The 24,164-nt window shown below is 61.7% G+C and carries 18 protein-coding genes and 1 tRNA gene; 5 read left to right on the forward strand and 14 right to left on the reverse strand.

What is annotated here, in order from left to right; genetic code table 11:
- Window positions 1–67: 67 nt before the first annotated feature.
- The 5 genes from otnI to SOP95_RS28730 form a co-directional block, all read right to left on the reverse strand.
- On the reverse strand, window positions 68–853 hold the full coding sequence (otnI, locus tag SOP95_RS28710) for a 2-oxo-tetronate isomerase (RefSeq protein WP_323609125.1): 786 nt from the start codon (window positions 851–853) through the stop codon (window positions 68–70).
- A gap of 162 nt (window positions 854–1,015) precedes the next feature.
- Window positions 1,016–1,654: a 3-oxo-tetronate 4-phosphate decarboxylase gene (gene otnC, locus SOP95_RS28715; protein ID WP_274076231.1), complete on the reverse strand. Its 639-nt coding sequence runs from the start codon at window positions 1,652–1,654 to the stop codon at window positions 1,016–1,018.
- Window positions 1,651–2,943, reverse strand: a complete 1,293-nt coding sequence (gene otnK, locus SOP95_RS28720) for a 3-oxo-tetronate kinase (protein WP_323609128.1) — start codon at window positions 2,941–2,943, stop codon at window positions 1,651–1,653. The genes otnC and otnK overlap by 4 nt, the downstream gene beginning before the upstream one ends.
- Before the next feature lie 19 nt (window positions 2,944–2,962).
- Entirely contained in the window at window positions 2,963–3,937 is a 975-nt protein-coding gene (gene denD / locus SOP95_RS28725) for a D-erythronate dehydrogenase (RefSeq protein ID WP_323609129.1), read from the reverse strand.
- Between the two features lie 15 nt (window positions 3,938–3,952).
- Entirely contained in the window at window positions 3,953–5,263 is a 1,311-nt protein-coding gene (locus tag SOP95_RS28730; RefSeq protein WP_274076234.1) for an MFS transporter, read from the reverse strand.
- Between the two features lie 161 nt (window positions 5,264–5,424).
- Here SOP95_RS28730 and SOP95_RS28735 point away from each other — a divergent pair, with 161 nt between their 5' ends.
- Entirely contained in the window at window positions 5,425–6,210 is a 786-nt protein-coding gene (locus SOP95_RS28735) for a FadR/GntR family transcriptional regulator (RefSeq protein WP_274076235.1), read from the forward strand.
- A 255-nt stretch (window positions 6,211–6,465) separates the two neighbouring features.
- On the opposite strand, the gene SOP95_RS28740 is transcribed toward SOP95_RS28735, so the two are convergent.
- The 5 genes from SOP95_RS28740 to SOP95_RS28760 form a co-directional block, all read right to left on the reverse strand.
- Window positions 6,466–8,592, reverse strand: coding sequence for a TonB-dependent receptor family protein (locus tag SOP95_RS28740; protein WP_323609130.1), 2,127 nt, complete (start codon window positions 8,590–8,592; stop codon window positions 6,466–6,468).
- Between the two features lie 252 nt (window positions 8,593–8,844).
- Entirely contained in the window at window positions 8,845–10,407 is a 1,563-nt protein-coding gene (locus SOP95_RS28745; RefSeq protein WP_323609141.1) for an amino acid permease, read from the reverse strand.
- A gap of 134 nt (window positions 10,408–10,541) precedes the next feature.
- Window positions 10,542–11,702 (reverse strand): iron-containing alcohol dehydrogenase, encoded by a 1,161-nt coding sequence (locus tag SOP95_RS28750; protein ID WP_323609132.1) that lies wholly within the window; start codon window positions 11,700–11,702, stop codon window positions 10,542–10,544.
- A 3-nt stretch (window positions 11,703–11,705) separates the two neighbouring features.
- A complete protein-coding gene (locus tag SOP95_RS28755) occupies window positions 11,706–13,097 on the reverse strand; it encodes an aldehyde dehydrogenase family protein (RefSeq protein WP_323609133.1) in 1,392 nt (463 codons plus the stop codon).
- A 7-nt stretch (window positions 13,098–13,104) separates the two neighbouring features.
- Complete coding sequence (locus SOP95_RS28760; protein WP_323609134.1) at window positions 13,105–14,478, reverse strand: glutamine synthetase family protein; 1,374 nt, start codon at window positions 14,476–14,478, stop codon at window positions 13,105–13,107.
- 216 nt (window positions 14,479–14,694) lie between these two features.
- Between SOP95_RS28760 and SOP95_RS28765 the strand changes: the two genes are divergently transcribed.
- The 4 genes from SOP95_RS28765 to SOP95_RS28780 all read left to right on the forward strand — a co-directional run bounded on the left by SOP95_RS28765 (window position 14,695) and on the right by SOP95_RS28780 (window position 18,705).
- Window positions 14,695–15,081, forward strand: a complete 387-nt coding sequence (locus SOP95_RS28765; RefSeq protein ID WP_323609135.1) for a GFA family protein — start codon at window positions 14,695–14,697, stop codon at window positions 15,079–15,081.
- A gap of 431 nt (window positions 15,082–15,512) precedes the next feature.
- Complete coding sequence (locus tag SOP95_RS28770; protein WP_274076242.1) at window positions 15,513–16,511, forward strand: bile acid:sodium symporter family protein; 999 nt, start codon at window positions 15,513–15,515, stop codon at window positions 16,509–16,511.
- Window positions 16,512–16,632: 121 nt separating this feature from the next.
- Window positions 16,633–16,707, forward strand: a tRNA-Gln gene (locus SOP95_RS28775).
- 321 nt (window positions 16,708–17,028) lie between these two features.
- Complete coding sequence (locus SOP95_RS28780; protein ID WP_323609136.1) at window positions 17,029–18,705, forward strand: MFS transporter; 1,677 nt, start codon at window positions 17,029–17,031, stop codon at window positions 18,703–18,705.
- 161 nt (window positions 18,706–18,866) lie between these two features.
- Here the strand turns inward: SOP95_RS28780 and SOP95_RS28785 are convergent, their stop codons facing one another.
- The 4 genes from SOP95_RS28785 to SOP95_RS28800 all read right to left on the reverse strand — a co-directional run.
- Window positions 18,867–19,328, reverse strand: coding sequence for a hypothetical protein (locus SOP95_RS28785; protein WP_323609137.1), 462 nt, complete (start codon window positions 19,326–19,328; stop codon window positions 18,867–18,869).
- Window positions 19,329–19,423: 95 nt separating this feature from the next.
- Entirely contained in the window at window positions 19,424–20,710 is a 1,287-nt protein-coding gene (locus SOP95_RS28790) for an SEL1-like repeat protein (RefSeq protein ID WP_323609138.1), read from the reverse strand.
- Complete coding sequence (locus tag SOP95_RS28795) at window positions 20,710–22,614, reverse strand: phospholipase D-like domain-containing protein (protein WP_323609139.1); 1,905 nt, start codon at window positions 22,612–22,614, stop codon at window positions 20,710–20,712. The genes SOP95_RS28790 and SOP95_RS28795 overlap by 1 nt, the downstream gene beginning before the upstream one ends.
- A partial coding sequence (locus SOP95_RS28800) for a DUF2345 domain-containing protein (RefSeq protein WP_323609140.1) occupies window positions 22,611–24,164 on the reverse strand: 1,554 nt, incomplete at its 5' end. The genes SOP95_RS28795 and SOP95_RS28800, both read right to left, overlap by 4 nt.

The raw sequence follows: 24,164 nt of genomic DNA on the forward strand, positions 1-24,164 counted from the left end.
TGCGGTGAAAGGCGTGATTGTAAATGCTCGGGCCGGTTTTTCGCAGATCCTGCTGCCCATCAATGACTCAGCGGGCCTGCCAATCACGCAGCCATTGCAGACCTTCGCTGGTGTTGCCGCGTGGCCGGTACTCGCAACCCACCCATCCGCTGTAGCCCAGCTCATCAATCAGATTGAACAGGTAGGGATAGTTCAACTCGTTGTGCAGGTCCGGTTCGTGGCGATCCGGCACGCCCGCGATCTGGATATGACCGATGCCGGCGAAATCCCGACGCAGATTCGTCGCCACGTCACCCTCGACGATCTGACAATGGTAGATGTCGAACTGGACCTTGAGATTGTCCTTGCCGACCGCTTTGCAGATCGCCTGTGCCTGATGCTGGTGGTTGAGGAAGAAGCCCGGAATGTCACGGGTGTTTATCGGCTCGAGCAATACCGTGACGCCGACTTTGGCGGCTTCTGTTGCGGCGTGGCTGAGGTTTTCCAGGTAGGTCTCCTGGTGTCGGGCACGGTCGGCTTCACTCGTCAGCAGGCCGGCCATGACGTGGATGCGGTCATTGCCGAGGATCGCGGCATACTCCAGGGCCTGGTCGAAACCGGCGCGAAACTCCGCTTCACGGCCAGGCGAGGACACGGTGCCTTTTTCGCCCGCCGCCATATTGCCCGGCGGCGCGTTGAACAGGGCCTGCACCAGGCCGTTGTCGTCGAGCCGCTGTTTCAATTGTTGCGCGCTGTAGTCGTAGGGGAACATGTATTCCACCGCCTGGAAACCGTCGGCGGCGGCCGCGGCGAAGCGGTCGAGGAAATCGTGTTCCGGGTAGAGCATGCTGAGGTTGGCAGCGAAACGAGGCATGGAGACTCCTGAAGTCGAAAATAAAAGCGTAAGGCTTTTGTAGGAGCAAGCTTGCTCGCGATGGAGGCCAACGATAACGCGGGAAACCTGACACGCCGCAGGGCTCTCAGGTTTTTCGCGAGCAAGCTCGCTCCTACAATTGAACAGCCTAAGGCCACGGTGTTACCACTGCACGCCAAAAACTTCGCGCAACTCATCCAGTGCCGCCTGGTCGAGCGGAGCCGGTTTGGGGTTGCTCATCAGCCACAGGCGCGCGGTTTCTTCCAGCTCCTCCAGGGCGTAGCTCGCCCTCGACACCGAGCTTTCCCACACCACCGGACCCAGCCGCTCGAGCATGACCCCGCGCACGCTGTTGGCCAGTTGCGCGACACGCTCGGCCACCTTCGGCGAGCCGGGACGTTCATAGGCGATCAACGGGATGTGCCCGACCTTCATCACCTGGTAGGGGGTCAGCGGCGGCAGGATGTCATCCTGCTGCCAGACCCCGGCCAGCGTCAACGCCACCAGGTGCGTCGAGTGGGTGTGGACCACGCCGCCGACACCCGGGTTGCGATCATAGACCTCACGGTGCAAGGCCAGGGTCTTTGACGGTTTGTCGCCGCTGACCCATTCCCCCGCCAGGTTGACCTTGGATATCGCCGCCGGGTCCAGACGGCCCAGGCAAGCGTCCGTGGGCGTGATCAGCCAGCCATCGTCGAGGCGGGCGCTGATGTTGCCGGCACTGCCGACCGTGTAGCCGCGGCTGTATAGCAGGCCGCCGACGTCACAGATTTCTTCGCGCAGGGCGTTTTCATTGTTCATGCTGGAACTCCCGCCAGGTGCTTGAGCGCCTTGGCGAAGAAGTCCGGGCCACCGAAGTTGCCGGACTTGAGCGCCAGGGCCATGGGTTCCCCAGGCGTGCTGACACAGGCGGGCACGCCCGGGTCAATTTGCGCACCGATCTGCAATAGCTGGATATCCAGGGCTTGCACCACGGCCCCGGACGTTTCTCCGCCGGCGACCACAAAGCGCCGGACCCCGGCCTGGTGCAGCCCGCTGGCGATTCGGCCCATGGCCTGCTCGACCATGTTTCCCGCGCGCTCGGTCCCCAGCTCGCGTTGTACGGTCTTTACCTCATCCGGGGAGCTGGTGGCGTAGATCAACACCGGTTCGGCATGATCAGCGGCGAAGGCCAGTGCCTGCTCGATGACCGGCTGTCCCGCCGCCAACGCCAGCGGATCGATACGAAAGGCCGGGCGACCTGCCTGCAGCCAGGTCGCCACTTGCCCATTGGTGGCTTGCGAAGCGCTGCCCGCGAGCACCACTTCGCCGCCTTCGACCGCAGCTACCCGGGCGGCATCCAGGTCGCGCAGTTTACCGGCACGGCGGAAATTATCCGGCAAGCCCAGTGCCAGGCCTGAGCCTCCCGTCAGCAGCGCCAGACCGGCACAGGCTTCGCCCAGCCGATGCAGGTCAGCATCGGACACGGCATCGGCAACCGCCAGGCGCACACCCTCGGCGCGCAGCTGCGTCATGCGGGCGCGAATGCGCTCGACGCCCTGGGTCACGCTGTCATAACGCAGCAGGCCGACCTTGCCTTGGCTCTGCGATTGCAGGACCCGAACCAGGTTCGCGTCAGTCATCGGGGTCAGCGGGTGATGCTGCATGCCCGACTCGCTGAGCAATTGGTCCTGGACGAACAAATGCCCGCGAAACACCGTGCGGCCGTTTTCCGGGAAGGCCGGGCAGGCGAGGGTGAAATCGCTGTCCAGCGCCTCCAGCAGGGCTTCGCTGACCGGGCCGATGTTGCCGGCGGTGGTCGAGTCGAAGGTCGAGCAGTACTTGAAGAAAATCTGTTCGCAACCACGCTCACGCAACCAGCGCAGTGCTTCGAGCGACTCCTTTACGGCATCGGCGGCCGGCACGGTTCGGGACTTCAGGGCGATGACGATCGCGTCGGCATCGAGTTGGCCGGCGACCTCGGCAGTGGGGATGCCGATGCTTTGCACGGTGCGCATGCCGCCGCGCACCAGCATGTTGGCAAGGTCCGTAGCGCCGGTGAAATCGTCCGCGATGCAGCCCAGCAGGGGGCGGGCAGGGGCATTCAACATGTCGAGCTCCTCCATCGGTTTAGCCGGGCAGATATTCAGTGATGAACTGCTGGATCACGGCGCTGAACGCCTCATCCGCCTTGAACCCCAGGTCCCGGGAGTAGGTTGCGCAGAAGGACCCGGGCCATGAACCGACGATGCGCTCGATCGCTGGATTGCGCTCCAGGCGAATCCGCGCGGCCACTTCCGCACCCGCGATCTGGCGCAGGGCATCGATCATCCGTTCGACGGTAATCGACAGGCCCGGCATGTTGATCACCCGGCCCTCGGTCAATTGCGCGCCGGATAGCTCATGACCATGGATCAGGTTTTCAATCGCCAGCCTTGGCGACATCAGCCAGAGCCGCGTATCGAGGGCTACCGGACACACGCTGGGCTGGCCGTTGAGCGGTTCGCGGATGATCCCGCTGGCGAAACTCGAAGCGGCCAGGTTGGGTTTGCCCGGGCGCACCACGATGGTCGGCATGCGCAGGCTGCGGCCGTCGACGAAACCGCGGCGGCTGTAGTCAGCGAGCAGCAGGTCGTTCATGGCTTTTTGCGTGCCATAGGAACTCTGCGGAGCCCAGACCTGATCGTCACGCACCTGTTCCGGCAATTGCCCGCCGAACACCGCAACGGAGCTGGTCATCACCCATTTCGGGCAGGTGCCGAGCAGGCGAATGCGTTCGAGCATGCTCTGGGTCGCGGTGAAATTGATGCGCATGCCCAGTTCGAAATCGGCCTCCGCCTGGCTGGAAACCACCGCAGCCAGATGGAAGATGCTGTCGGTGCCGGCATCGATCAGGCTGTCCAGCACTTCAGGGTCGGCGATATCGCCACACACCACCGTTACCCGCGGATCATCGATGCCTTCGAGCGCGACCATGTCGAAGGCGACGATTTGCCTGATCGGTTGAGACTGGCCTGCGCGGTCGGTGAGCGAGCCACGGGACAGCAGGGCCTGGATCAGACGGCGGCCAAGGAAGCCGGCTGCACCGGTCACGAGAATTTTCATGAGTTACTCCAAACGTCAACGGTTGACGAGCTTTCCGGGAATTCTGAAGACCAGCAGGGCACCGAGGAACAGCGCGCTTGCCATCACATACATGCCGATCGTGGTGCTGTGGGTGGTGTCCTTGAGGAAACCCATCAGGTACGGCGAGACGAAGCCCGCCAGGTTGCCCCAGGAGTTGATCAGAGCAATGCCGGCGGCCGCAGCGGTGCCGCCGAGGAAGGCAGTCGGCAGGCTCCAGAACAGCGGCAGGGTGCTCATCGCCCCCATGGAACCGAGGGTCAGGCCGATCATGGAAATCGTGAAGTTGTCGCTCCAGGTGGCGGAGATGAACAGGCCGATGCCGCCCAGCACCGCGGTCAGCGCCAGGTGCCAGCGACGCTCGCGCAACCGGTCGGCGCTGCGCGACACCAGGATCATGGTCATGGCCGCGGCGGCATAAGGGATGGCGGTGAGCATGCCGACCTGCAATACATCACTGACACCGGCCTGGCGGATCAGCGTCGGCAGCCAGAAACCGACGGTGTAGAAGCCGGCGATCATGCAGAAATAGATGGCCGTCAGCAGCCAGATGCGCGGCTGCAGGAACACCTCTTTCAGGCTGTGGGTCTGGTGGCCTGCGGTTTCGGCGTCGATGCGGGTCTGCAGCAGGTGTTTCTCTTCGCTGGTCAGCCAGCTCGCTTTGGAGATCCGGTCGCTGAGGCAGAAGATCACCAGGATGCCGACGGCGATCGAAGGCAGCCCTTCGAGGAAGAACAGCCATTGCCAGCCGGCAAACCCATGGTCACCGTTGAAGGCGCTCATGATCCAGCCGGACAGGGGCGCACCAATCAGCCCGGACAGCGGCACTGCCGTGGCGAACAGGGCATACATCTTGCCGCGGCGATGGGTCGGGAACCAGTAGGACAGATAGAGGATGACACCCGGGTAGAACCCGGCCTCGGCGATGCCCAGCAGGAAGCGCATGATGTAGAAGGACATGGGCGTGCTGACCAGGGCCATGGCCGAGGAAATGATGCCCCAGGTGATCATGATGCGCGCGATCCACAACCGCGCGCCGACCCGATGCAGGATCAGGTTGCTGGGAATTTCCACGAGGAAGTAGGCAATGAAGAAGATCCCTGCGCCCAGGCCATAGACGGCTTCGGAAAATTGCAGATCGTCGGACATCTGCAGTTTGGCGAAACCCACGTTCACCCGGTCCAGATAGGCGACGAGGTAGCACAGCAACAACAACGGCAGGATTCGCCACGCGACCTTGCGATACGCCAGGTCCTCGAAGCGATCGGCGGGCGCGATGGCACCGGTTTGAATCACTGATTCAGTCATGTGTTTCCCCCATCCTTATTTTTGTAGTGGGTGACGTTTTTTTATCGGAGTAACATGAAGGTTGGTTTTTTATCATAATACGTCATACGAATTCAAGGCGTATAAGTCAGGGAGGACGACGGGTCTAAAATGCAGTACCGTTCACCGATTTGAGCCCAGAGATGCCTATGCCCACTCCTGATAAATCCCCCTGTTCCGCCGAGGCGCTGGCCGTTCTGAAGGACTCCGCCAAGGGCACGCTGTCCGATCAGGTGACGGCGGCCCTGAAGGCCTATATCGCCAACGGCGAAGTGCTGCCGGGCGCTCGCCTGCCCACGGAACCCGTGCTGTCGGAGCGTTTCGGGGTCAGCAGGACGGTCATCCGCGAGGCGATCTCGCGCCTCAAGTCTGCCGGTCTGGTCGAGGTCCGCCAGGGCAGCGGCACTGTCGTCAGCGAAGGCGCGCACATCAAGGCGTTTACCATCGACCTGGATGTCAGCGGGTCGATCGAGGCGGTATTGCGGGTCACCGAGCTGCGCCGCGGTATCGAAGGGGAGGCGGCGGCCCTGGCGGCACAGCGGCATTCGCCGGCGCAGCTGGAGGCCATCCACCAGGCGCTGAAGGCCATCGATGCCGCCGAGCAGGCGGGGCGCGATGGCGTCGAGGAAGACCTGGGCTTCCATCACTCCATTTCCAGGGCAACGGGCAATCCTCTGTACCCGTCACTGCACGAATTCATCGCGCAGTACATCAAGGAGGCGATCCGCATCACCCGCTCCAACGAGGAACGCCGCCGCGACCTGGCCAAGACGGTGCGGGTCGAACACTTTGCCGTCTACGCAGCCATCGCCGCCCGCGACCCCGAAGGCGCACGCCATGCTGCGCTCAACCACATCAATAATGCGGTAGAGCGACTCAAGAGCGCCGATCCCGCGTTCTGGCAGAACCCGGGGGCGAGAACCTCGTAACTCCGAGCGCGTTCACCGCGAACCTGTAGGAGCCGGCTTGCCGGCGAAGGCGTCTTCGAACATTGCGTTGACCTTTCGGGCCTCATCGCTGGCAAGCCAGCTCCTACAATGTTTTGTGTTGGGCGTGGAGGCGTGGGCACCGCGGACCTGTAGGAGCCGGCTTGCCGGCGATGGCGGCCTTGAATAGTGCGGTGATCTTTTGGGCCTCTTCGCTGGCAAGCCAGCTCCTACAGTGATTTGTGTTGAACATCGGCCTCACAGCAGACTCCACGACACCCCGACATACACCGCCATGCCCTCACCGGGAGTCGACCGCGCCGCGTCCAGCCCCTTGTCGTCGTAGCCCGGCATGACGGTGGCGGCGTAGTGCTTGTCGGTGAGGTTGCGCATGTCCACCCACGTCTGCCAGTCACCCTTGGGCGCGTTGTAGCCCAGGGTCGCGCCAAACAGCGCGTAGGGATCGGCGTAGTAGCTGTTGGCGTAATCGACTGCCACCTTGGACACCCATTGTGTGTTGAGCGCGGCGAAGAAGCCTTGGGGCCAGTCGTAGCGCAGTTCGCCCTGGTAGTAGTGCATCGGCAGTCCCGGCAGGCGGTTGTCGCCGAAGCGTTCGTCGTCGCGGTAGTGGAAGTCGCTGAAGGTATAGCTCTGGCGCAGGCTCAGTTCACCGCCGTCACCGCCCGACCACAGGTTGCTCAGCAGGCTGGCTTCCACGCCCTGGTGCACGGTCGGGCTGGCGTTGAGCTCGTAGGGCGTGGTGGCGTTGGCGTCCGGCAACACCGAGAGCAGTTCGTGGCGCACCTGGGCGTAGTACCAGGCCAGGCTCCATTGGCCCATCGCGCTGTCGCCGCGACCGCCGAGCTCCAGGGTGGTCGCGGTCTGGTTCTGCAGCTCGATCGGATCGCGCTGGGTGCCGGTGGCGGGGCCGCTGCCTGCCGGGAAGCGAACGTTGGAGCTGTAGATCAGCGACCAGGGATGCGGCGCCTCGACCGAGCGGCTGAGGTTGCCGAACAGTTGCAGGTCGGGGGTCAGTTGGTAGCGCAGGCCCAGGCGCGGGGCGTAGTCCCAGTCGCCCATACTGGTCTTGCCACCGCCTTGCGGGTAAGTCACCGCGCTTTCCCGGCGGGTGTAGATGGCCGCCAGGCCAGTGGTCAGCCACAGGTCGTCGGCGATTTCCAGGTCATTGCCCACGTGCAGGACGCTGTCCGAACCCTGGTAGGTGAAGTTGCGCATGGCCGTGCCCGGCGCATAACCGGCAGTGTTGCCGCTGGGGATGCGTACTTCCTCACTGGCACCGGCGTTGGGCAGGTGCTTGGTCACGCGCAGGCCCAAGGTGCTTTGGCTCTGCAGGCCCCAGAGGGTGTCGCGACGCTTGTAGTCGAAGGTGCCGCTGACATCGGTGTACGCCACTTTCAGGCGGTTGGGACCCTCGCGCAGGTCCATGGGGTAGTCATGGTAGGCAAGGCCGGCCTGGATGCTCGAATCGTCGTCGATGTAGTAGGTGGTCTTGTTGCCGATAAAGGTGCTGCCCGGCTGTTCGCGGCGATCGTCGCGCGCCACGTAGGCGGGGTTGGCCGCCCGCGGGTCGTGCTCGATGGAGTGCTTGGTGACCCGGCCGGCGAGGTCGTTGTCGGTCTGGCGATAGCGCAGGTAGAAGCGCGTTTCCAGGTTCGGGTTGAAGCGATAGCCGAAGTTGGCGATGACGCCCTGGCTGTCACTGGCGGTGTGATCCTGATAGCCGTCCGCGCGTGCATCGGTCAGGGCCATGTAGTAGTCGAAGTCGCCCAGCACCTGCCCGGAACTGACCTGGCGCTGCTGATAGCCGTGGCTGCCCGTCGCGTAGCGCACCTGTAGCTTGGGTGCGTTGTAGCCGGTGTGGCTGACGTAGTCGATGGCCCCGCCCAGGGCCAGGGCGCCGCGGTCGAAACCGTTGGCGCCGCGCAGCACCTCGACATGGTCAAGCCACAGCGGCTCCAGCAGTTCATAGGGCGTGCCGCCAGGGCCGGTCAGCGGCAGACCGTCAAGCATGGCGTACAAGCCCGAGGCATGGGCCCCCGGCGCACGGTTGATCCCCGATCCGCGGATCGAGATCTTCACCCCTTCGTTGCCCGCCGACTGGGCATAGACACCTGGCTGATAGGCCAGCACATCCTGATTGCTCGCCACCCGGCCCTGCAGTGGGCGGCGCATGTCGACCACGTTGGTGCCGCCGGGCACCTGTTCGAGTCGGGCCCTGGCGTCTTCGATCCCCTGGTCTTCGTCACTCTGGTCCTCGGCCCCGATCAGCACTTGCCCCAGCTCCAGGCCTTGGGCCTCGGCTATCGCCGGACAGACGAGGGCCAGGCCGAGCAACGCGGCGGACAGGGAATGGGGCGAGGGCATTGGGAAAACTCCGGACAGGGGGAAACGGGCAGTGAAGTCTGCGACGTATGAAAGGACGAAGGGAGCACATGGGGATTTTGTTATTTTGTCGGGGGGGATCGGCAGGGGCGAGCTTGCCGTGAAATTGCGACCGCCAGCAAGCCGGTTCCTACAGATGTGCATATTGCCATGCATTCAACATGGCCCCACAAATCCTGTAGGAACTGGCCAGCGATGGCTGCCTGACAGCCGCTCCATCTCTCGCGGCTGCTCCTACAGTGTTTTGCGGTTCAACGCCGCTTCAGCCGCGGCGATTTCAGCCTGGCGCTTGACGATCACGTCGCCCACCGGCGGGCCCTGGAAGCGGCGTGCTTCAAAGCCGAACCAGACGATGGCCGTCAGCACCAGGAAGCCGATGGTGATGTACAACGCCCAGTCGTTCGGTGGCTGGATGCCGATGACGAAGATGATCACCATCGACAGCACCGAGAGCAGGGCAAACACCGTGTACCAGAAGCGCCCGATGTTCCACGGTCCCATGGTTGGCCACTTCGAGGTCCCGTAGGCAAACAGGCCCAGCACGATGGGAATGATGAAGGAGAAGAACAGGAAGATCACCGTGCAGGACACCACGATGGTGTAGACCGGAGTCTCGCCGACCGAGATCACCGATGAGCCCCAGTCGAACAGGACCGCGAGGGTAGCGCCGGTCCAGATCGCCGCCACCGGGCTGCGAAAGGTCGGCGAGACCGAGGACAGGGCTTTCGAGAAGGGCAGGCCGCCGTCACGGGAAAACGCGAAGATCATGCGCGAAACCGAGGTGACAGTGGCCAACCCGCAGAGCACCTGGGAGATGAAAATCGCCACGTACAGCGCGTCCTTGAGCAGCGGATTGACCTGGGTGTTCATCGCCCAGAAGAACACGTTCCAGCCTTGCTTGGCCGCCTCGTCCATGCTCGGCAGCATCAGCACGAAGGCGCTGAGCATCACCCAGCCGAACAGCAGCGACCAGACCACCGACATGACCATGCCCCGAGGCACCGACATGGCGGCATTGCGGGTTTCCTCGGAGGTGTGCGCGGAAGCGTCATAGCCGGTGATGGTGTAGATCGGCAGCAGCAGGCCGAGCATGAAGATCCAGCCGTTGGACACCTGTGGCCAGACGCTGCCGCCGGCCTCGCCGGAATAGTTGCCGAAGGTCACCAGCCGGGAGAACTCGAAACTGGGGGCCGAGATCAGGCAGACGATGGTCAGCGCCAGTGCGGTGGCGAAAATCAGGTAGCCGGAAAAATCCGTGAGCCTGGCGGTCAGGCCGATGCCCAGGTGATTGCACAGGGCCTGGAGCCCGGTGAGGATGGCGAGGAAGATCACCCGGGTGGTGGTGGTGTCCTCCATGCCCAGTGTCGGGCCGAAGGCGCCGAAGAAAAAGTAGTAGGTGCCGACGTTGATCGCACCGAGCACCGTGACCAGCCCCAGCAGGTTGAACCAGGCTGTGAGCCAGCCGGTGAAACGGTTGCCGAGGATCGAACCCCAGTGATACAGGCCGCCAGCGGTGGGGTAGGCCGAGGAAATCTGCGCCATGGCCAGGGCGAACACCCCGGAAATCAGGCAACCGATCGGCCAGCCGATGCCGATCGCGGCACCGCCGGCGCCCGAGGTGCCCTGGGCCAGTGAGTTGATGCCGCCGGAGAGGATGCAGATGATCGAAAAGGAAATCGCGAAGTTGGAGAAAACCCCCATTCGTCGCGACAACTGCTGGGCATAGCCCATGCTGTGCAGCACCTTGACGTCATCGTCGTGCGGCGCGTCGGTGCCGGGCTGGCTTGCTGGGTTCATGCTGGTGTGCCCCTTCAGGTTTTGATACGCAGCCATCCGGGTCTCCGGATGGGTTGGCTTTCAACCCCTTGTCGTACTGCTCCTGTTTACAACCGCTAACCTGTTGCTGTTTCGATCATGGACCCTCGATCGAGTCAGAGTCGGCCGTGGAAAGCCGCCTGGAAAATTTCCGTCACGCCGGCCTTTGTCAACGGCAGCGGGTTGCCGCCGGCACTGGGGTCGACTATCGCCATGTCCGCGATGAGGTCAGCCTGCTGGTCATCCACTCCCAACTCGAACAGCGTATGCGGCACAGCAATGTCCTTGCGCAATTTGAGGACGAAGGCCAGGAAACTGTCGAAGCCCGGGGAGGGCAGGTGCAGATACGCGGCCAGCCGCGTGATGCGTTCCTCGATGGCCGGACGATTGAACTTCAGCACGTAGGGCATCAGGGTGGCGTTGGTCATGCCGTGGTGGGTGTCGTACAGCGCGCCGATCGGATGCGCGAGGGCGTGCATCCCGCCCAGGCCTTTCTGGAAAGCAGTGGCGCCCATCGCCGCCGCCGCCAGCATTTGCCCGCGTGCATCGAGGTCCGACGGGGTGTGGACGGCGCGCACCAGGGCATTGCTCACCAGGCGCATGCCCTCGACGGCGATGCCATCGGCCATGGGGTGAAATCCCGGGGCACAGTACGACTCCAGGCAGTGCGCCAACGCGTCCATGCCCGTGCCGGCGGTGACTTTGGCCGGCATGCCGACGGTCAGGGCCGGGTCGCTGATGACCACTCGCGGCATCATTTTCGGGTGGAAGATGATGCGTTTGGTGTGGGTGCGATCGTCGATGATCACCGCCGCACGGCCCACTTCGGAGCCCGTACCCGCGGTGGTCGGCACCGCGATGATCGGGGCGATGCGGCTTTCATCGGCGCGGGTCCAGTAGTCGCCGATGTCTTCGAAATCCCAGACCGGACGGCTCTGGCCACTCATGAAGGCGATGAGCTTGCCCATGTCCAGGCCGCTGCCACCGCCGAAGGCGACCACGCCATCGTGATTGCCCGCACGCCAGGCCTCGAGCCCGCCCGCCAGGTTGGCTTCGACCGGATTGGGCTTGAGGTCGCAGAACAACGCAGCGCCCAGCCCCGCGTTACGTAAAGCGTCCAGAGCAGCCGTGGTGATCGACGCACGCCCCAGGCCACTGTCGGTGACCAGCAGCGGGCGCTGGATACCCTGGCTGCGACAGGTATCGGCCAGTTCCGCGATGCGGCCGACACCGAAGCGGATGCTCGTGGGGTAGTTCCAGTTTCCAGTCAGGCTCATGGCTCAGGTCTCGTGGCGCAGATGGAAGGATTTGGCGCGGGTCAGGTGGTCATAGCCCATGGGCGACAGGGTGACGCCGCGCCCACTGTTCTTCACCCCGGTCCAGGCCAGGGCCGGGTCCAGGTAATCGCAGCGATTCATGAACAGGGTGCCGGTGTCGATCTCGTCGCCCAGGCGTTCGGCGGCGACCAGGTCCCGGGTCCAGATCGACGCGCTGAGGCCGAACTCGCTGTCGTTCATCAGGGCGATGGCTTCTTCGTCGCTGTCCACCGGCATGATGCCGACCACCGGCCCGAAGCTTTCATCACGCATCACCGACATCTGATGATTGACCTCGACCAACACCTGCGGGGCGAGGTAGGCGCTGCCCGGCAAGTCGGCGGCAAAGGCATGCGGGTCGATCAGCGCCTTCGCGCCCAGGGCCTGCGCATCGGCAATCTGCCCGCGGACGAAATCCGCCGCGCCCGGACTCACCAGCGGGCCGAGGGTGGTGGCTTCGTCCAGCGGGTTACCGAGTACGTACTGACGGGTCAATTCGGCGAAGCGATCGACAAAGGCCGGGTAGATTTTCCGGTCGACGTAGATACGCTCCACGGCGCAGCAGCTCTGCCCGGAATTGAAGAAACTGCCGTCCACCAGGTTCTCCACCGCATGCTCGAGGTTGGCATCGGCCCGCACGTAGGCCGGGTCCTTGCCGCCGAGCTCAAGGCCCACGCGCAAGAAATCCTCGACCGCAGAGCGTTGCATTTCCAGGCCGGCCGCCACTGAGCCGGTGAAGTTCACCTGCTGCACCTGTCCGGAGCCGATGACCACCCCGGTATGGATGTGACTGAGCAGCAGGTTCTGGAACAGCCCTTCAGGCAGGTTGGCGCAGCGCATGGCCTCGGCAAAACGCTCGCCCACCAGCAGGGTTTGCGAAGCGTGCTTGAGGATGACGCTGTTGCCGGCCATCAGCGCCGGAATGATCGTATTCACTGCGGTGAGGTAGGGGTAATTCCACGGTGCGACCACCAGCACGGTACCCATTGGCTCGCGTTTGATATAGCGGCGAAAACCCGTGAGCGGATCGGCTTCGAGCGCCGCCAGGGCCTGCGGCGCAATGGCGATCATGTGCCGGGCACGCTCTTCGAAGCCGCGCAACTCGCCGGCGCCATAACGCACCGGGCGGCCCATTTGCCAGGCCAGTTCGGGGACGATGTCATCCTTCATGGCCAGCATCGCGTCCACCGCGGCGCTGCAAAAAGCCGCGCGTTCGCTCAACGGCCGGCGCTTCCATTGCGCCTGGGCGGCTGTGGCCGCCGCCAGTGCCTGCTCGATTTGCACGATGTCGGCGTACTGGCGCTCGGCGAAGACCCGGCCATCGACCGGCGAGATGATTTGAACAGTGTTGGTCATGGTGCTCTCAGTAGCGCTCGAAGCCGCGCTGCAGTTCCCAGTCGGTGATGCGCCGGTCGTATTCTTTCTGTTCCCATTCGGCGGTGTGCACGTAGTGGTCGACCACCTCGTCGCCGAAGGCCTCGCGCAACATGCTTGAGCCTTGCAGTGCGGCACTGGCCTCGCGCAGGGTCTTGGAGACTTCTGGCAGATGCTCGTCAACGTAGGCATCGCCCTCAAAAGGCGCGGCGAGTTCGAGTTTTTCATCGATGCCCGCCAACCCGGCGGCGATCAGCGCGGCGAAGGCCAGGTAAGGGTTGAGGTCGGCACCGCCGATGCGGCATTCGATGCGGATCGACTTGCTGGCCTCGGCGCACAGGCGAAAGCCGGCGGTGCGATTGTCCCGGCTCCAGACCGCCCGGGTAGGGGCGAAGGTGCCGGCCTGGAAGCGCTTGTAGGAGTTGATGTAGGGCGCGAGGAAACAGGTGATGTCGTTGGCGTACTTGAGCTGGCCGGCGACCCAGGAACGCATCAGTTTCGACATGCCGAACTCGGCCTTGGCGTCGAAGAACAACGGCTTTTTGGCGTTCTTGTCCCACAGCGAATTGTGGATGTGGCTGCTGGAACCGGCGGCGTCATAGCGCCACTTGGCCATGAAGGTGATCGCCTTGCCCTGGAGTTGGGCGATCTCCTTGCACGCGTGCTTGATGATGACGTGATGGTCGGCCATGGTCATGGCGTCGGCGTAGCGGATGTTGATTTCTTCCTGGCCGGGTCCCCATTCACCCTTGGAGTTTTCCACCGGGATGCCGCTGGCCTGCAGGTGCTTGCGGATCGCCCGCAGCACCGGCTCCTCGCGGGTGGTCTGCAGGATGTTGTAATCCTCGATGTAGTGCCCGGCGGTCTTCGGCTTGTGGTAGTTGCGCCTGTGGATGGCCTCGTAGCTCTCGTCGAACAGGTAGAACTCCAGTTCCGAGGCGAACATGCCGGTGTAACCGCGTTCACGCAGGCGCTCGACCTGTTTTTTCAGGATCGCCCGCGGGCTGTGGGGCAGGTCCTGGCGATGGTGATGGTCGAGCACATCGCACAGCACCAGCGCCGTGCACTCGAGCCACGGCACCTTGCGCAAGGTGCGCATGTCGGGCTTGAGCACGAAGTCGCCGTAGCCCTTGCTCCAGCTGGCGGCGGCATAGCCCGGCACCGGCTCCATGTCGATGTCGTCGGCCAGCAGGTAATTGCAGCAGTGGGTTTCTTCATGGCCACTGTCGATGAAAAACTCGACCTGGAAACGCTTGCCCACCAGGCGGCCCTGCATGTCGACCATGCACACCAGAACGGTATCGATTTCGCCAGAGGCGGCAGCACGCTTGAGTTGGTCAAAACTGAGTAACGGCTCGGTCATCACGGCAATCCTGCGCAAATTGTCTGGGCCAGTCTGAGATAGCTGTTGCAGACGCTCTCCAGAAAAACCAACAACTGCCGCCGCGAGCATCAAGGGCAATAAGCTGACGTAAGCTTAGCCTACCGTCGCTTTTTGCAAGTTTTTGCTGTGAAGGCTTTGTTAGCCTCTTACAGTCGTTGAATGGCTACTTTCGAATCCTGGAAGAGGAGGGGCGGCATGCAGCAATTTACGGGTGGTTGTCTGTGTGGCGATGTCCGGCTTGTGGCGTCGGGGCAACCTTATCGGGTAGGCCTTTGCCACTGCCTGGACTGTCGCAAGCATCACGGGGCGCTCTTTTACGCCTCGGCGATATTCCCCGAGGACGCGGTGACGATCGAGGGCGAAACCCGGGACTACGCCGGGCGGCATTTCTGCCCTCGCTGTGGCTCGTCGGTGTTTGCCCGTAGCGATGACGAAATTGAAGTGAACCTGGGTTCATTCGATGCGCCCGACCAGTTCATGCCCACCTACGAAAGCTGGACGGTGCGTCGCGAGGCCTGGTTACCGGAGTTCCCGCTTGCTCGGCACTATAAGAGGGATCGAGAGGGCAGCGGTCGTCTGTAGGAGCTGGCTTGCCAGCGAAGGCGGCGTATCAGCCACCCGTGATGTTGGATGTGCCGGCCTCATCGCTGGCAAGCCAGCTCCTACAGTTGCCCGCAGCGCACACAAAAGCTGTGTATGGCACAAATTCCCTGTAGGAGCTGGCTTGCCAGCGAAGGCGGCGTATCAGTCACCCGTGATGTTGGATGTGCCGGCCTCATCGCTGGCAAGCCAGCTCCTACAGGTGCCCGCAGCGCACACAAAAGCTGTGTATGGCACAAATCCTGTAGGAGCTGGCTTGTCGGGTCGCCGCATCGCAGCGAAAGCGGCATATCAGTCACCCGTGATTTTGGGAGGTGTCCGTTAGGCGACATCTCCTGGCTTATTAGCGTTAGCCGGCAATCGGCCGGCGCGCTAGAGTGGTCTCAACGCTCCCGGCCGCCTGGATAACCCTCATGACCCGCCCCCGTTTCTTGCCCGACAACTTCACCCTGACCCTGGTCGGCGTGGTCCTGCTCGCCAGCCTGCTGCCCGCCAGTGGCCAGGTGGCCGTAGGCTTCGGCTGGTTGACCAACAGCGCCATCGCCCTGCTGTTTTTCCTCCACGGCGCCAAACTGTCCCGCGAATCGATCATTGCCGGTGCCGGCCACTGGCGCCTGCACTTGCTGGTGTTCGGCCTGACCTTCGTCCTGTTCCCGCTGCTCGGCCTGGCGCTCAAGCCCTTGCTGTCACCGATGATCGGCGCCGACCTGTACATGGGCATGCTCTACCTCTGCGCACTGCCGGCCACAGTGCAGTCGGCGATTGCCTTTACCTCCCTGGCGCGAGGCAACATCCCGGCTGCGATTTGCAGCGCGGCGGCGTCCAGTCTGTTCGGGATCTTCCTCACGCCTTTGCTGGTGACCTTGCTGCTGGACGTGCACGGCGATGGGGGCTCGACCCTCGATGCGATCGTGAAGATCAGCGTGCAGTTGTTGCTGCCCTTCATTGCCGGGCAGATCGCGCGGCGCTGGATCGGCGCCTGGGTGGCGCGCAACAAGAGCTGGCTGAAATTTGTCGATCAGGGCTCGATCCTGCTGGTGGTGTACGGTGCTTTCAGCGAAGCGGTGATCGAAGGCATCTGGCACCAGATCCCGTTGCGCGACCTGGCCGGGCTGGTGGTCGCCTGCTGCGTGGTGCTGGGGCTGGTGCTGGTGGCCTCCACCGTGCTGGGCAAGGCCTTGGGTTTCAATCAGCAAGACCGCATCACCATCCTCTTCTGTGGCTCGAAGAAAAGCCTGGCCACGGGCGTGCCGATGGCCCAGGTGCTGTTCGCCGGCAGCACCATCGGCGTGTTGATCCTGCCGCTGATGCTGTTCCATCAGATCCAGCTGATGGTCTGCGCGGTGCTTGCCCAGCGCTTCGCCAATCGCCCGGAATCGGTGCCCGAACTGATGGGGCAGGTCGATCCTTGATGGTAAGTCGCTGTTTTAAAATAAAATAATTTAGCGAGGGGGTTCCCAGGCGGCAAGAATGTTGGTAAATTGCCGCCCATTCCTGCTGAGGGCATTCCCCGGCTCTCCAGGCAGCAGCTACAGGGGCGTCGCCAAGCGGTAAGGCAGCAGGTTTTGATCCTGCCATGCGTTGGTTCGAATCCAGCCGCCCCTGCCATATTTCTGATAAGCAGCACTCGCGCACTTCGCGGGTGCTGCTTATTGCATTCTGTTCATCCCCTCCGTAACAAAACACCTTCCCACGGCACAACCTCCTTTGCAGGTTCGTTCCTCGATCCCGTCTGCGCGTGATGGCGAGTGGATATCTGCAAGAAGCCGATTATGCTCAATGAAACCTTGCAGCGATGCGAGGCCGTCAGCCTGTGTGCATGCTTTGCGCAATCCGTAATCCAATGACATCAGCCCCAGGGCCAGGGTGCGGCAACAAGAAGGTAGTGGGGTACTCCGGCCTATAACAAGAGAAAGACGGAGACGACTCATGGCCGCAATCGATAACACCACCGCGGGCAACACGCCTCACCACGGCATCACCAAGGAGGAGCGCAAGGTTATTTTTGCCTCGTCCCTGGGCACCGTGTTCGAATGGTACGACTTCTACCTTTATGGCTCCCTCGCCGCGATCATTGCCAAGCACTTTTTCGCCGGCGTCAACGAGACCACGTCCTTCATCTTTGCCTTGCTCGCGTTCGCCGCCGGCTTCGCCGTACGCCCCTTCGGTGCCATCGTGTTCGGTCGACTGGGTGACATGATCGGGCGCAAGCACACCTTCCTGATCACCATCGTGATCATGGGTGTCTCCACGGCGATCGTCGGCTTCCTGCCCGGTTACGCGACCATCGGCGTGGCCGCGCCGATCATCCTGATCACCCTGCGCCTGTTGCAAGGCCTGGCCCTGGGTGGCGAGTACGGCGGTGCGGCGACCTACGTAGCCGAACATGCCCCCAAAGGCAAGCGCGGCTATTTCACCTCGTGGATCCAGACCACCGCGACCCTCGGCCTGTTCCTTTCGCTGCTGGTGATCCTCGCCTGTCGCACGGTGCTTGGCACCGAAGCGTTCGAAGCCTGGGGCTGGCGGATTCCCTTCCTGCTGTCGATCCTGCTGCTGATCGTTTCGGTGTACATCCGCCTGCAGCTCAGTGAATCACCGGTGTTCCTGAAAATGAAGGCCGAGGGCAAGTCCTCCAAGGCGCCGCTGACCGAATCCTTCGCCCGCTGGGACAACCTCAAGATCGTGATCATGGCGCTGCTCGGCGGTACCGCCGGCCAGGCCGTCGTCTGGTACACCGGGCAGTTCTACGCGTTGTTCTTCCTGCTGCAGACGCTCAAGATCGACGCGCAGACGGCCAACCTGCTGATCGCCGGTTCGCTGCTGATCGGCACGCCGTTCTTCGTCATCTTCGGGAGCCTGTCCGACCGCATCGGGCGCAAGGGCATCATCATGGCCGGCTGCATCCTCGCGGCGCTGACCTACTTCCCGATCTTCCATGCGTTGACGCAGTACGGTAACCCCGACGTGTTCATCGCACAGGAGAAGAACCCGGTCACGGTGATCGCCGATCCAGACCAGTGCTCGTTCCAGTTCGACCCGGTGGGCAAGGCCAAATTCACCAGCTCCTGCGACCTGGCCAAGACCGTGTTGGCAAAACGGGCCATACCCTACAAGAACGAGAAGGCCGCCCCGGGCACTGTCGCGCAGGTTCGCATCGGCGACAAAGTGATCCCCAGCTTCGAAGGCACCGGCATGCCGGCCGCCGACTTCAAGACCCGCAACGACGCCTTCGTCGCGGCCCTGGGCACCTCCCTCAAGGAAGCCGGCTACCCCGAGAAGGCCGACCCGGCCAAGACCAACTACCCGATGGTGCTGCTGCTCCTGACCATCCTGGTGATCTACGTGACCATGGTCTACGGCCCGATCGCCGCCTGGCTGGTGGAACTCTTCCCGGCGCGTATCCGCTACACCTCGATGTCACTGCCATACCACATCGGCAACGGCTGGTTCGGCGGCTTCCTGCCGACGGTGGCCTTCGCCATGGTCGCGGCCACGGGCGATATCTACTACGGGCTGTGGTACCCGATCGTCATCGCGGTGATGACGGCGATCCTGGGTATCTTCTTCATGCCGGAAACCAAGGATCGGGAGATTCATCACACTTGAAATCTGTTGGAGCCAGCGGCGCGGCTGTCCGCCGCCCGCTCGCTCCTTCAGCCAAGGCGTAGGAAATCGCCTTCTGATATTCACTCTGTAGGAGCTGCCGCAGGCTGCGATCCTTTGATCTTTTGCTAGCCTGTTTGGCGTCTATCGAGGCTGTTCTTGATTCAATGCGTTTGCCCAGTGCTCGAATCACCTTGGCGAACGATAATCGCATTGTCCTTGCTGATTGTTTGCTGGAGGTTTTGGCCGGTGACTTCCCTGACCTGTCCGTCGTGTGCGTACGTTACTTCGACATGGCCGCCACCAACAAAATCCATGCGAAAAATACGCGTATGATTCTGTGTTCGCACAGCAAATGATTCGATCTCAGACAAGTTCCTGATCCCTATTGACTTAGGGACAAGATTTTCGATGGTCACACTACCATCCCGCATGACCATCGTTGCCCCGTCCGGACGAGTGACTTTCATGCCGCCCTCAATTTTTTCGATGACGTGACCATAAACCTGACCGCCAAGGACGTTATTTTCGTCGTCTAGGTGAAGTACGCTTTTACCCGCTGGCACCTCTGTTTCCGGCGTATGTATCTCGAACGTTATTTTATCGTCTGCTTCATGCTTGCTCATTATGCTGCTCCTTTTTAGTTGCCGGAATTGGCGGTGTTGTTTCTAAGGTGTGAGTCGTGCGTGTTACCAGTTGCACCCTGCCCATCAGGAAATACTCAGGCTTCTCCGAACAATATCCATTTGATATTTTCCTCTTCGACGATCACTCGGTCGGCGAGCAAGAAGCGGCTGTGGTGCCTTTGGATTTTTACTGTTGGCAGGATTTCGCCCTTCTCGAAACGGCGAATTTGTGCACCTTCGAGGCGCGAGAAAAACTGGTTACCTATATCGGCTTTCCAGTAGCCAGACTGCGGGCAGGCTTGGCCGCTGTTGCAGGTCGGCCTGGGGGAAGTAGCCTGGATGAAGCCGGGAGAATCCGGCAGCGGTCGGCCGGTGGCAGGATCGAGGGCTTTGGCCTTGGCCAAATTAAGAATCAGCGCTTCACTGGGTTTTTCTGGTGGGATGTTTGCCAGGCGTTCTTCCAGCCATTGCAGCTTGCCGTCCCAGGCGGGCAACTCGGCGGGTGGCAGCGGGACGATCTCGTTGATCTCGGGGACTTTGGGATTGGCGTAGGAGTAGTCCGAGAGGATTTTCCAGATTTTTTTGTAGCGATCGGCGCGTTCGAGGTCTTCTTGTTGGCCCAGGTAGTACAGCCGATCATCCGGCTCCGGACCACGGAAGCCCTCGGTCAAAAAAGAAGCCGAAGTACTATCACCGGCAGCTGCCCCAAGTTGGAATGCTTCGAGTGCCTCTTGAAAATGCCCATCTATCGACAAATCAACACCGAGTGCTCCTGCAGCTTTACCGTTTCCTTGCTCCCCAGCACAACGGCGCATTAGCCGGGCAACGTCCGGGGCAATGTTGATCGGCGCTAACTTGTCGGCGATATATGTCTGGCCTTGTGCATTCCCTTGATCGGCGGACTTGCGGTAGTAACGCAACGCCATTTCGTGATCCTGCTGCAACCCGGCCGAACCATGCTGCAGAAAAATGCCGACAAAGTAATATCCCGCTCCCACGCCCGCGTCGATCAGTTGCTCACTCATGCGCAAATGCTCTTCACCACGGAGTTTGAAGAAACCGCGCATCGCACCGTTCTGCAGATTGATATTGGCCTTGTAGTGTCCGTTCTCACTGGCGATGCGGTATAGACGTTCGATCTCTCCATCGACAGTCTTGTCCTGTTTGAGTTGGTTATTCTTTTGCAACCAGCGCGCGTAGCGGAATAGCACATCGGCCTCCGCGGGAGCCTCAGGTATCTGCTCGTGCACACAGTTAAAAGCCATCCTGGCCTTGGCTTCAGTTAAAGGGTTCAAGGGCATTTTCTCGGTCGAAGAAGAAGGAGGGTTACTGGTGTCGCAGGCAACCAGCAGCAGGCATGAAAGCAAAAAGAGCCGTCGCATCAGTCGAGATCCGACAGGTCGGATTTGCCGAAATAGAACTCGACGAGGGGGGCGTAGGGAGTCAATTCTTTGGATTGAAGACCTTTATTTCGATTGATGATGTCTTGCCAGGCTTTGAACGCCTCCTGTGGGTCATCCTGCGCACCCTTTTTATCCGTATGCATCTCCCACAACCGTCGCCGCAACCCCTGCGTCACACTTGCCCACTCATGCGCAATATTCAGCTCGCTATCCACCTGCATGCTGCGGGTATTGATGTTGGCCGAGCCGTGGGTGGTAAACACGTCGTCGACGATCATCAACTTGGAGTGGATGTACACCGGCATCCAGTCCTTGCCCGCTGGTGAGTCGGGGGCCACCAGTGAGCACACATGAACTTTCAGGCCGGAGAGTTCCGGAAGTTGGGCAAATGTTTCACCCTCGATTGCCTCGATTTGGCGCTCGAGTTCGGCTTTGCGCCAATCGTTGTGCCAGGCCTTGCTCCGCTGATCTTCCTTGGCCTTTTCGCTGAGATCGGTTCCGCCCAATGCGTCGGTGAGATTCGTCAGCGTGATCAGGGCATGCCGTTCAATACGTTCGCTAAGACCGGATTTCTGTGCGGCAGCTTCAGCTTTTGCCTTTTCAATACGCCGTAACTTGGTGATTGCAGGCATGGTATGGCCACGCCCAAGGCTTTCGAGCATGCGCTGGGTGTTTACAGTGCCGGAGCCTATGCCACCCTCACTGGCATTGGTGATCACAAACAGGTGCAAGTGCCCATGAATGGCGGGGTCACGCCCGGCCTTGGTCTGACCGGCGGCGACGGCCTTGATCAATTCGGCCAGGGGCGGCCATCGGAAATACTGGTTTTCGATGTAGATGAACTGGGTCGCGTTGTTGACGGCTTGCAGGTAAAGCTTCTCGATATCGCGTTTACTCTCCTGGGCCTGGGTGCGCAGGATCTGTGCGATTTGGCGGGTAGCTTGCGGGGTGCATTGCAGTAGCGGCCCCACTTGCATGGCTTGGCGTGAGTCGAGCAAATTCTCGCCGGTTTCCTTGCGCCAGGCGGTGGCAAAGTTGTGGTGCAGGTGTTCCAAGATCGGTCCGCTGACCTGACTTGAAATGTCCTGCCGTGGAGTATCGCCTCGCGGACCCTTGTTGGGGGCGGGCTTGGTGTTCTTGTCACGGTTCAGTGCCGAATGGTCATCGGTGTCCCAGTACTCGTCGAGCATGTTGTGACCCATCACGAAACCAACGGCACGGTCTGGCAGTTCATAATCAACGAGGACGGTTTTTTGGTGATGGGTCGCTGTTGCCGTCAGGACGAATTGCGTGGTGGCACTGATCTTCGGGTCGAGACTTTTGTACATCGCCTGATGGGCTATTTCAGCCCTTTCAAACACGCTGAAACCGCGACTGACGAACACTGGAGTGCTGCGAGCTGCCACATGCGCCGCGGCTATGCTGTCGGCAAGCGAACAGTTGGCAAACCACTGGCGGTCATAAGCGTATTGTTCATCCGTGGAGGGTTGCATCTCCCGATCGTAGTATCGGAATGGGCCTTTTCCGGGCAGGTTGGCTTCTCCGGCTTTGCCTGCCGTATTGAATGGCATCTCCCATCCGAGTATCCGGACCTTGACGCCTTCCCGAGCCATGGCCATCAGTAATTCACCGATGCGCGGCGATATGCCGTCGCGAATGAAATACATCGACGGCTGAAACCCCCAACAGATGATGTCGATAGTTGCCTGGGCCTTTGAAATGGCCAGGTGCACAGCCCGAAACGTTTCTTCCCCATTGATCAACGGCTGGTAAGTTGCCATCGCGGGAGGGTATTCGGTATTGCGCACATACCAGGGCGGAGTACAGGTCACCTCTTGGGTATGCTGGAGTGCGACCGGTGTCACGATCTCGTATTGGCTCATTGTGTTTTCCCTTCCTGCTCTTTGATTCCTTCCATCACCGAGGCATACAGGCCTCGGTGATCCGTGTGCGATGTGGGTTGGCTTACCTCGTCGTGGACTCGAGAGGGGTGGTTGTGCAATCCGCGATTAGCCAGGTGCGCCTGATCGGAATTGCGGTAATCGGTAGGAACCGGGATCTGGTAGGTCACACCGTTAGCCATGACCAACCGGTAGCCGCGTGTCACGACCTGATGATCGATCAGGATTTGCCCGGAAGCGTCCAGCACGCCTTGTTTGAGTTCGGCACCGTCGGCGTAAAGCGTGTAGGGCATACCCGCCCAGACACGGCGGTTGGCATTGGGGGTTTGCGCTACGTTGAATCGCAGCGTTTGTTTTGACAGGCTTTGCGGGTAATCCGGATGCGTAGCGGTCATGCTGGCCGGGCCGCTAAAGGCGAATTGCGCGGCCTTGACCTTGTGGTCGCCCGCCGTCCCCGATTCGATGCCGCTCGCATCCAGGGTGAGATAGCTGCCGCCGCCATTCAGATTGATTTTTTTCTTGGCGGTGATGCGGATTTCGTCTTCGGTGCTGGTGATGTCCAAGCCAAGACGGGCGATTAGCTCCAGCGCATTGTTTTGCGCCTGGACACTCACCGGGCCCTGATTGGCAATCAGCTTCATCCCTAGCTTGCGCACAAACAGGCTAAATCCCTGGCCCACACCCATGAACAAGCGCTTGACCACGCCGATATCGGCTTCGCCACCGGCGTTGAACATCAGGTTGTCCTGCGCCGCCAGTTGCAGGTGTTTGCCACTGGTGAGGGCGATGCCCTGGGGCGCGCTGAGCAGCAGAACCGAGGCCTTGAGCTGCTCCAGGTCCTGGCGCAGCAGGTTCAGTTGCGCGGTGACATCCGCCGGGTCGGCCTTGGCAGCCTGGGCGTCAACCGAGAGTTTTCGCAGTTGTTCGCCAGCCTGCTGCAGACGCTCGAGGGCGGGGCTCATCTCCAGCACCTGACCTTGGGCCTTGGCCTGCTCATCGGCACTGATGAACAATCCTTTGCCTGCCCGGATGGCGCCGTGCCCATCCGTGCGCAACTCAAACCCTTCCCCCCGCTTCTGCTTCTTGGCATCCACCAGATGCCCCAGGTTCAACTGACTCTTGCCACTGTGCTCAGTACTGAGCTTGACATGCTCTTCCCCGCGGTTGTCCTCCATCCGCAGCTTGTTGTTCGCCGGGGTGCGCAGCACGTTGCGTTTGTAGTTGCGCAGGGTCACGTGGTCCGGGTGATCGCTGTCGTGCAGGGCGTGGGCGATGTAGGGGCGGTCGGGGTCGCCCTGTTCGAAGGCGATGGCCACTTCGGTGCCGCAGATCAGCGGCAGGTGCAGGCCATGGGTGTCGCCGGCGTAGGGGCGTGCCTGGCGGAGCCACATGCTTTCCTGGCCGAGCTTCCAGGGGTCGCGATCGAAGAGGAAGTTGACCTTGTAGCGGCCTTCGAGGTCGATTTCGGCGTAGGGGTCGTTGGCTTTGCCGCTGGTGACGCGGGCCGGCAGGGTGCCGGCGACGATCGGTTT

The organism is Pseudomonas sp. YuFO8 (assembly GCF_035065025.1).
Lineage (GTDB): Bacteria > Pseudomonadota > Gammaproteobacteria > Pseudomonadales > Pseudomonadaceae > Aquipseudomonas > Aquipseudomonas putida_AE.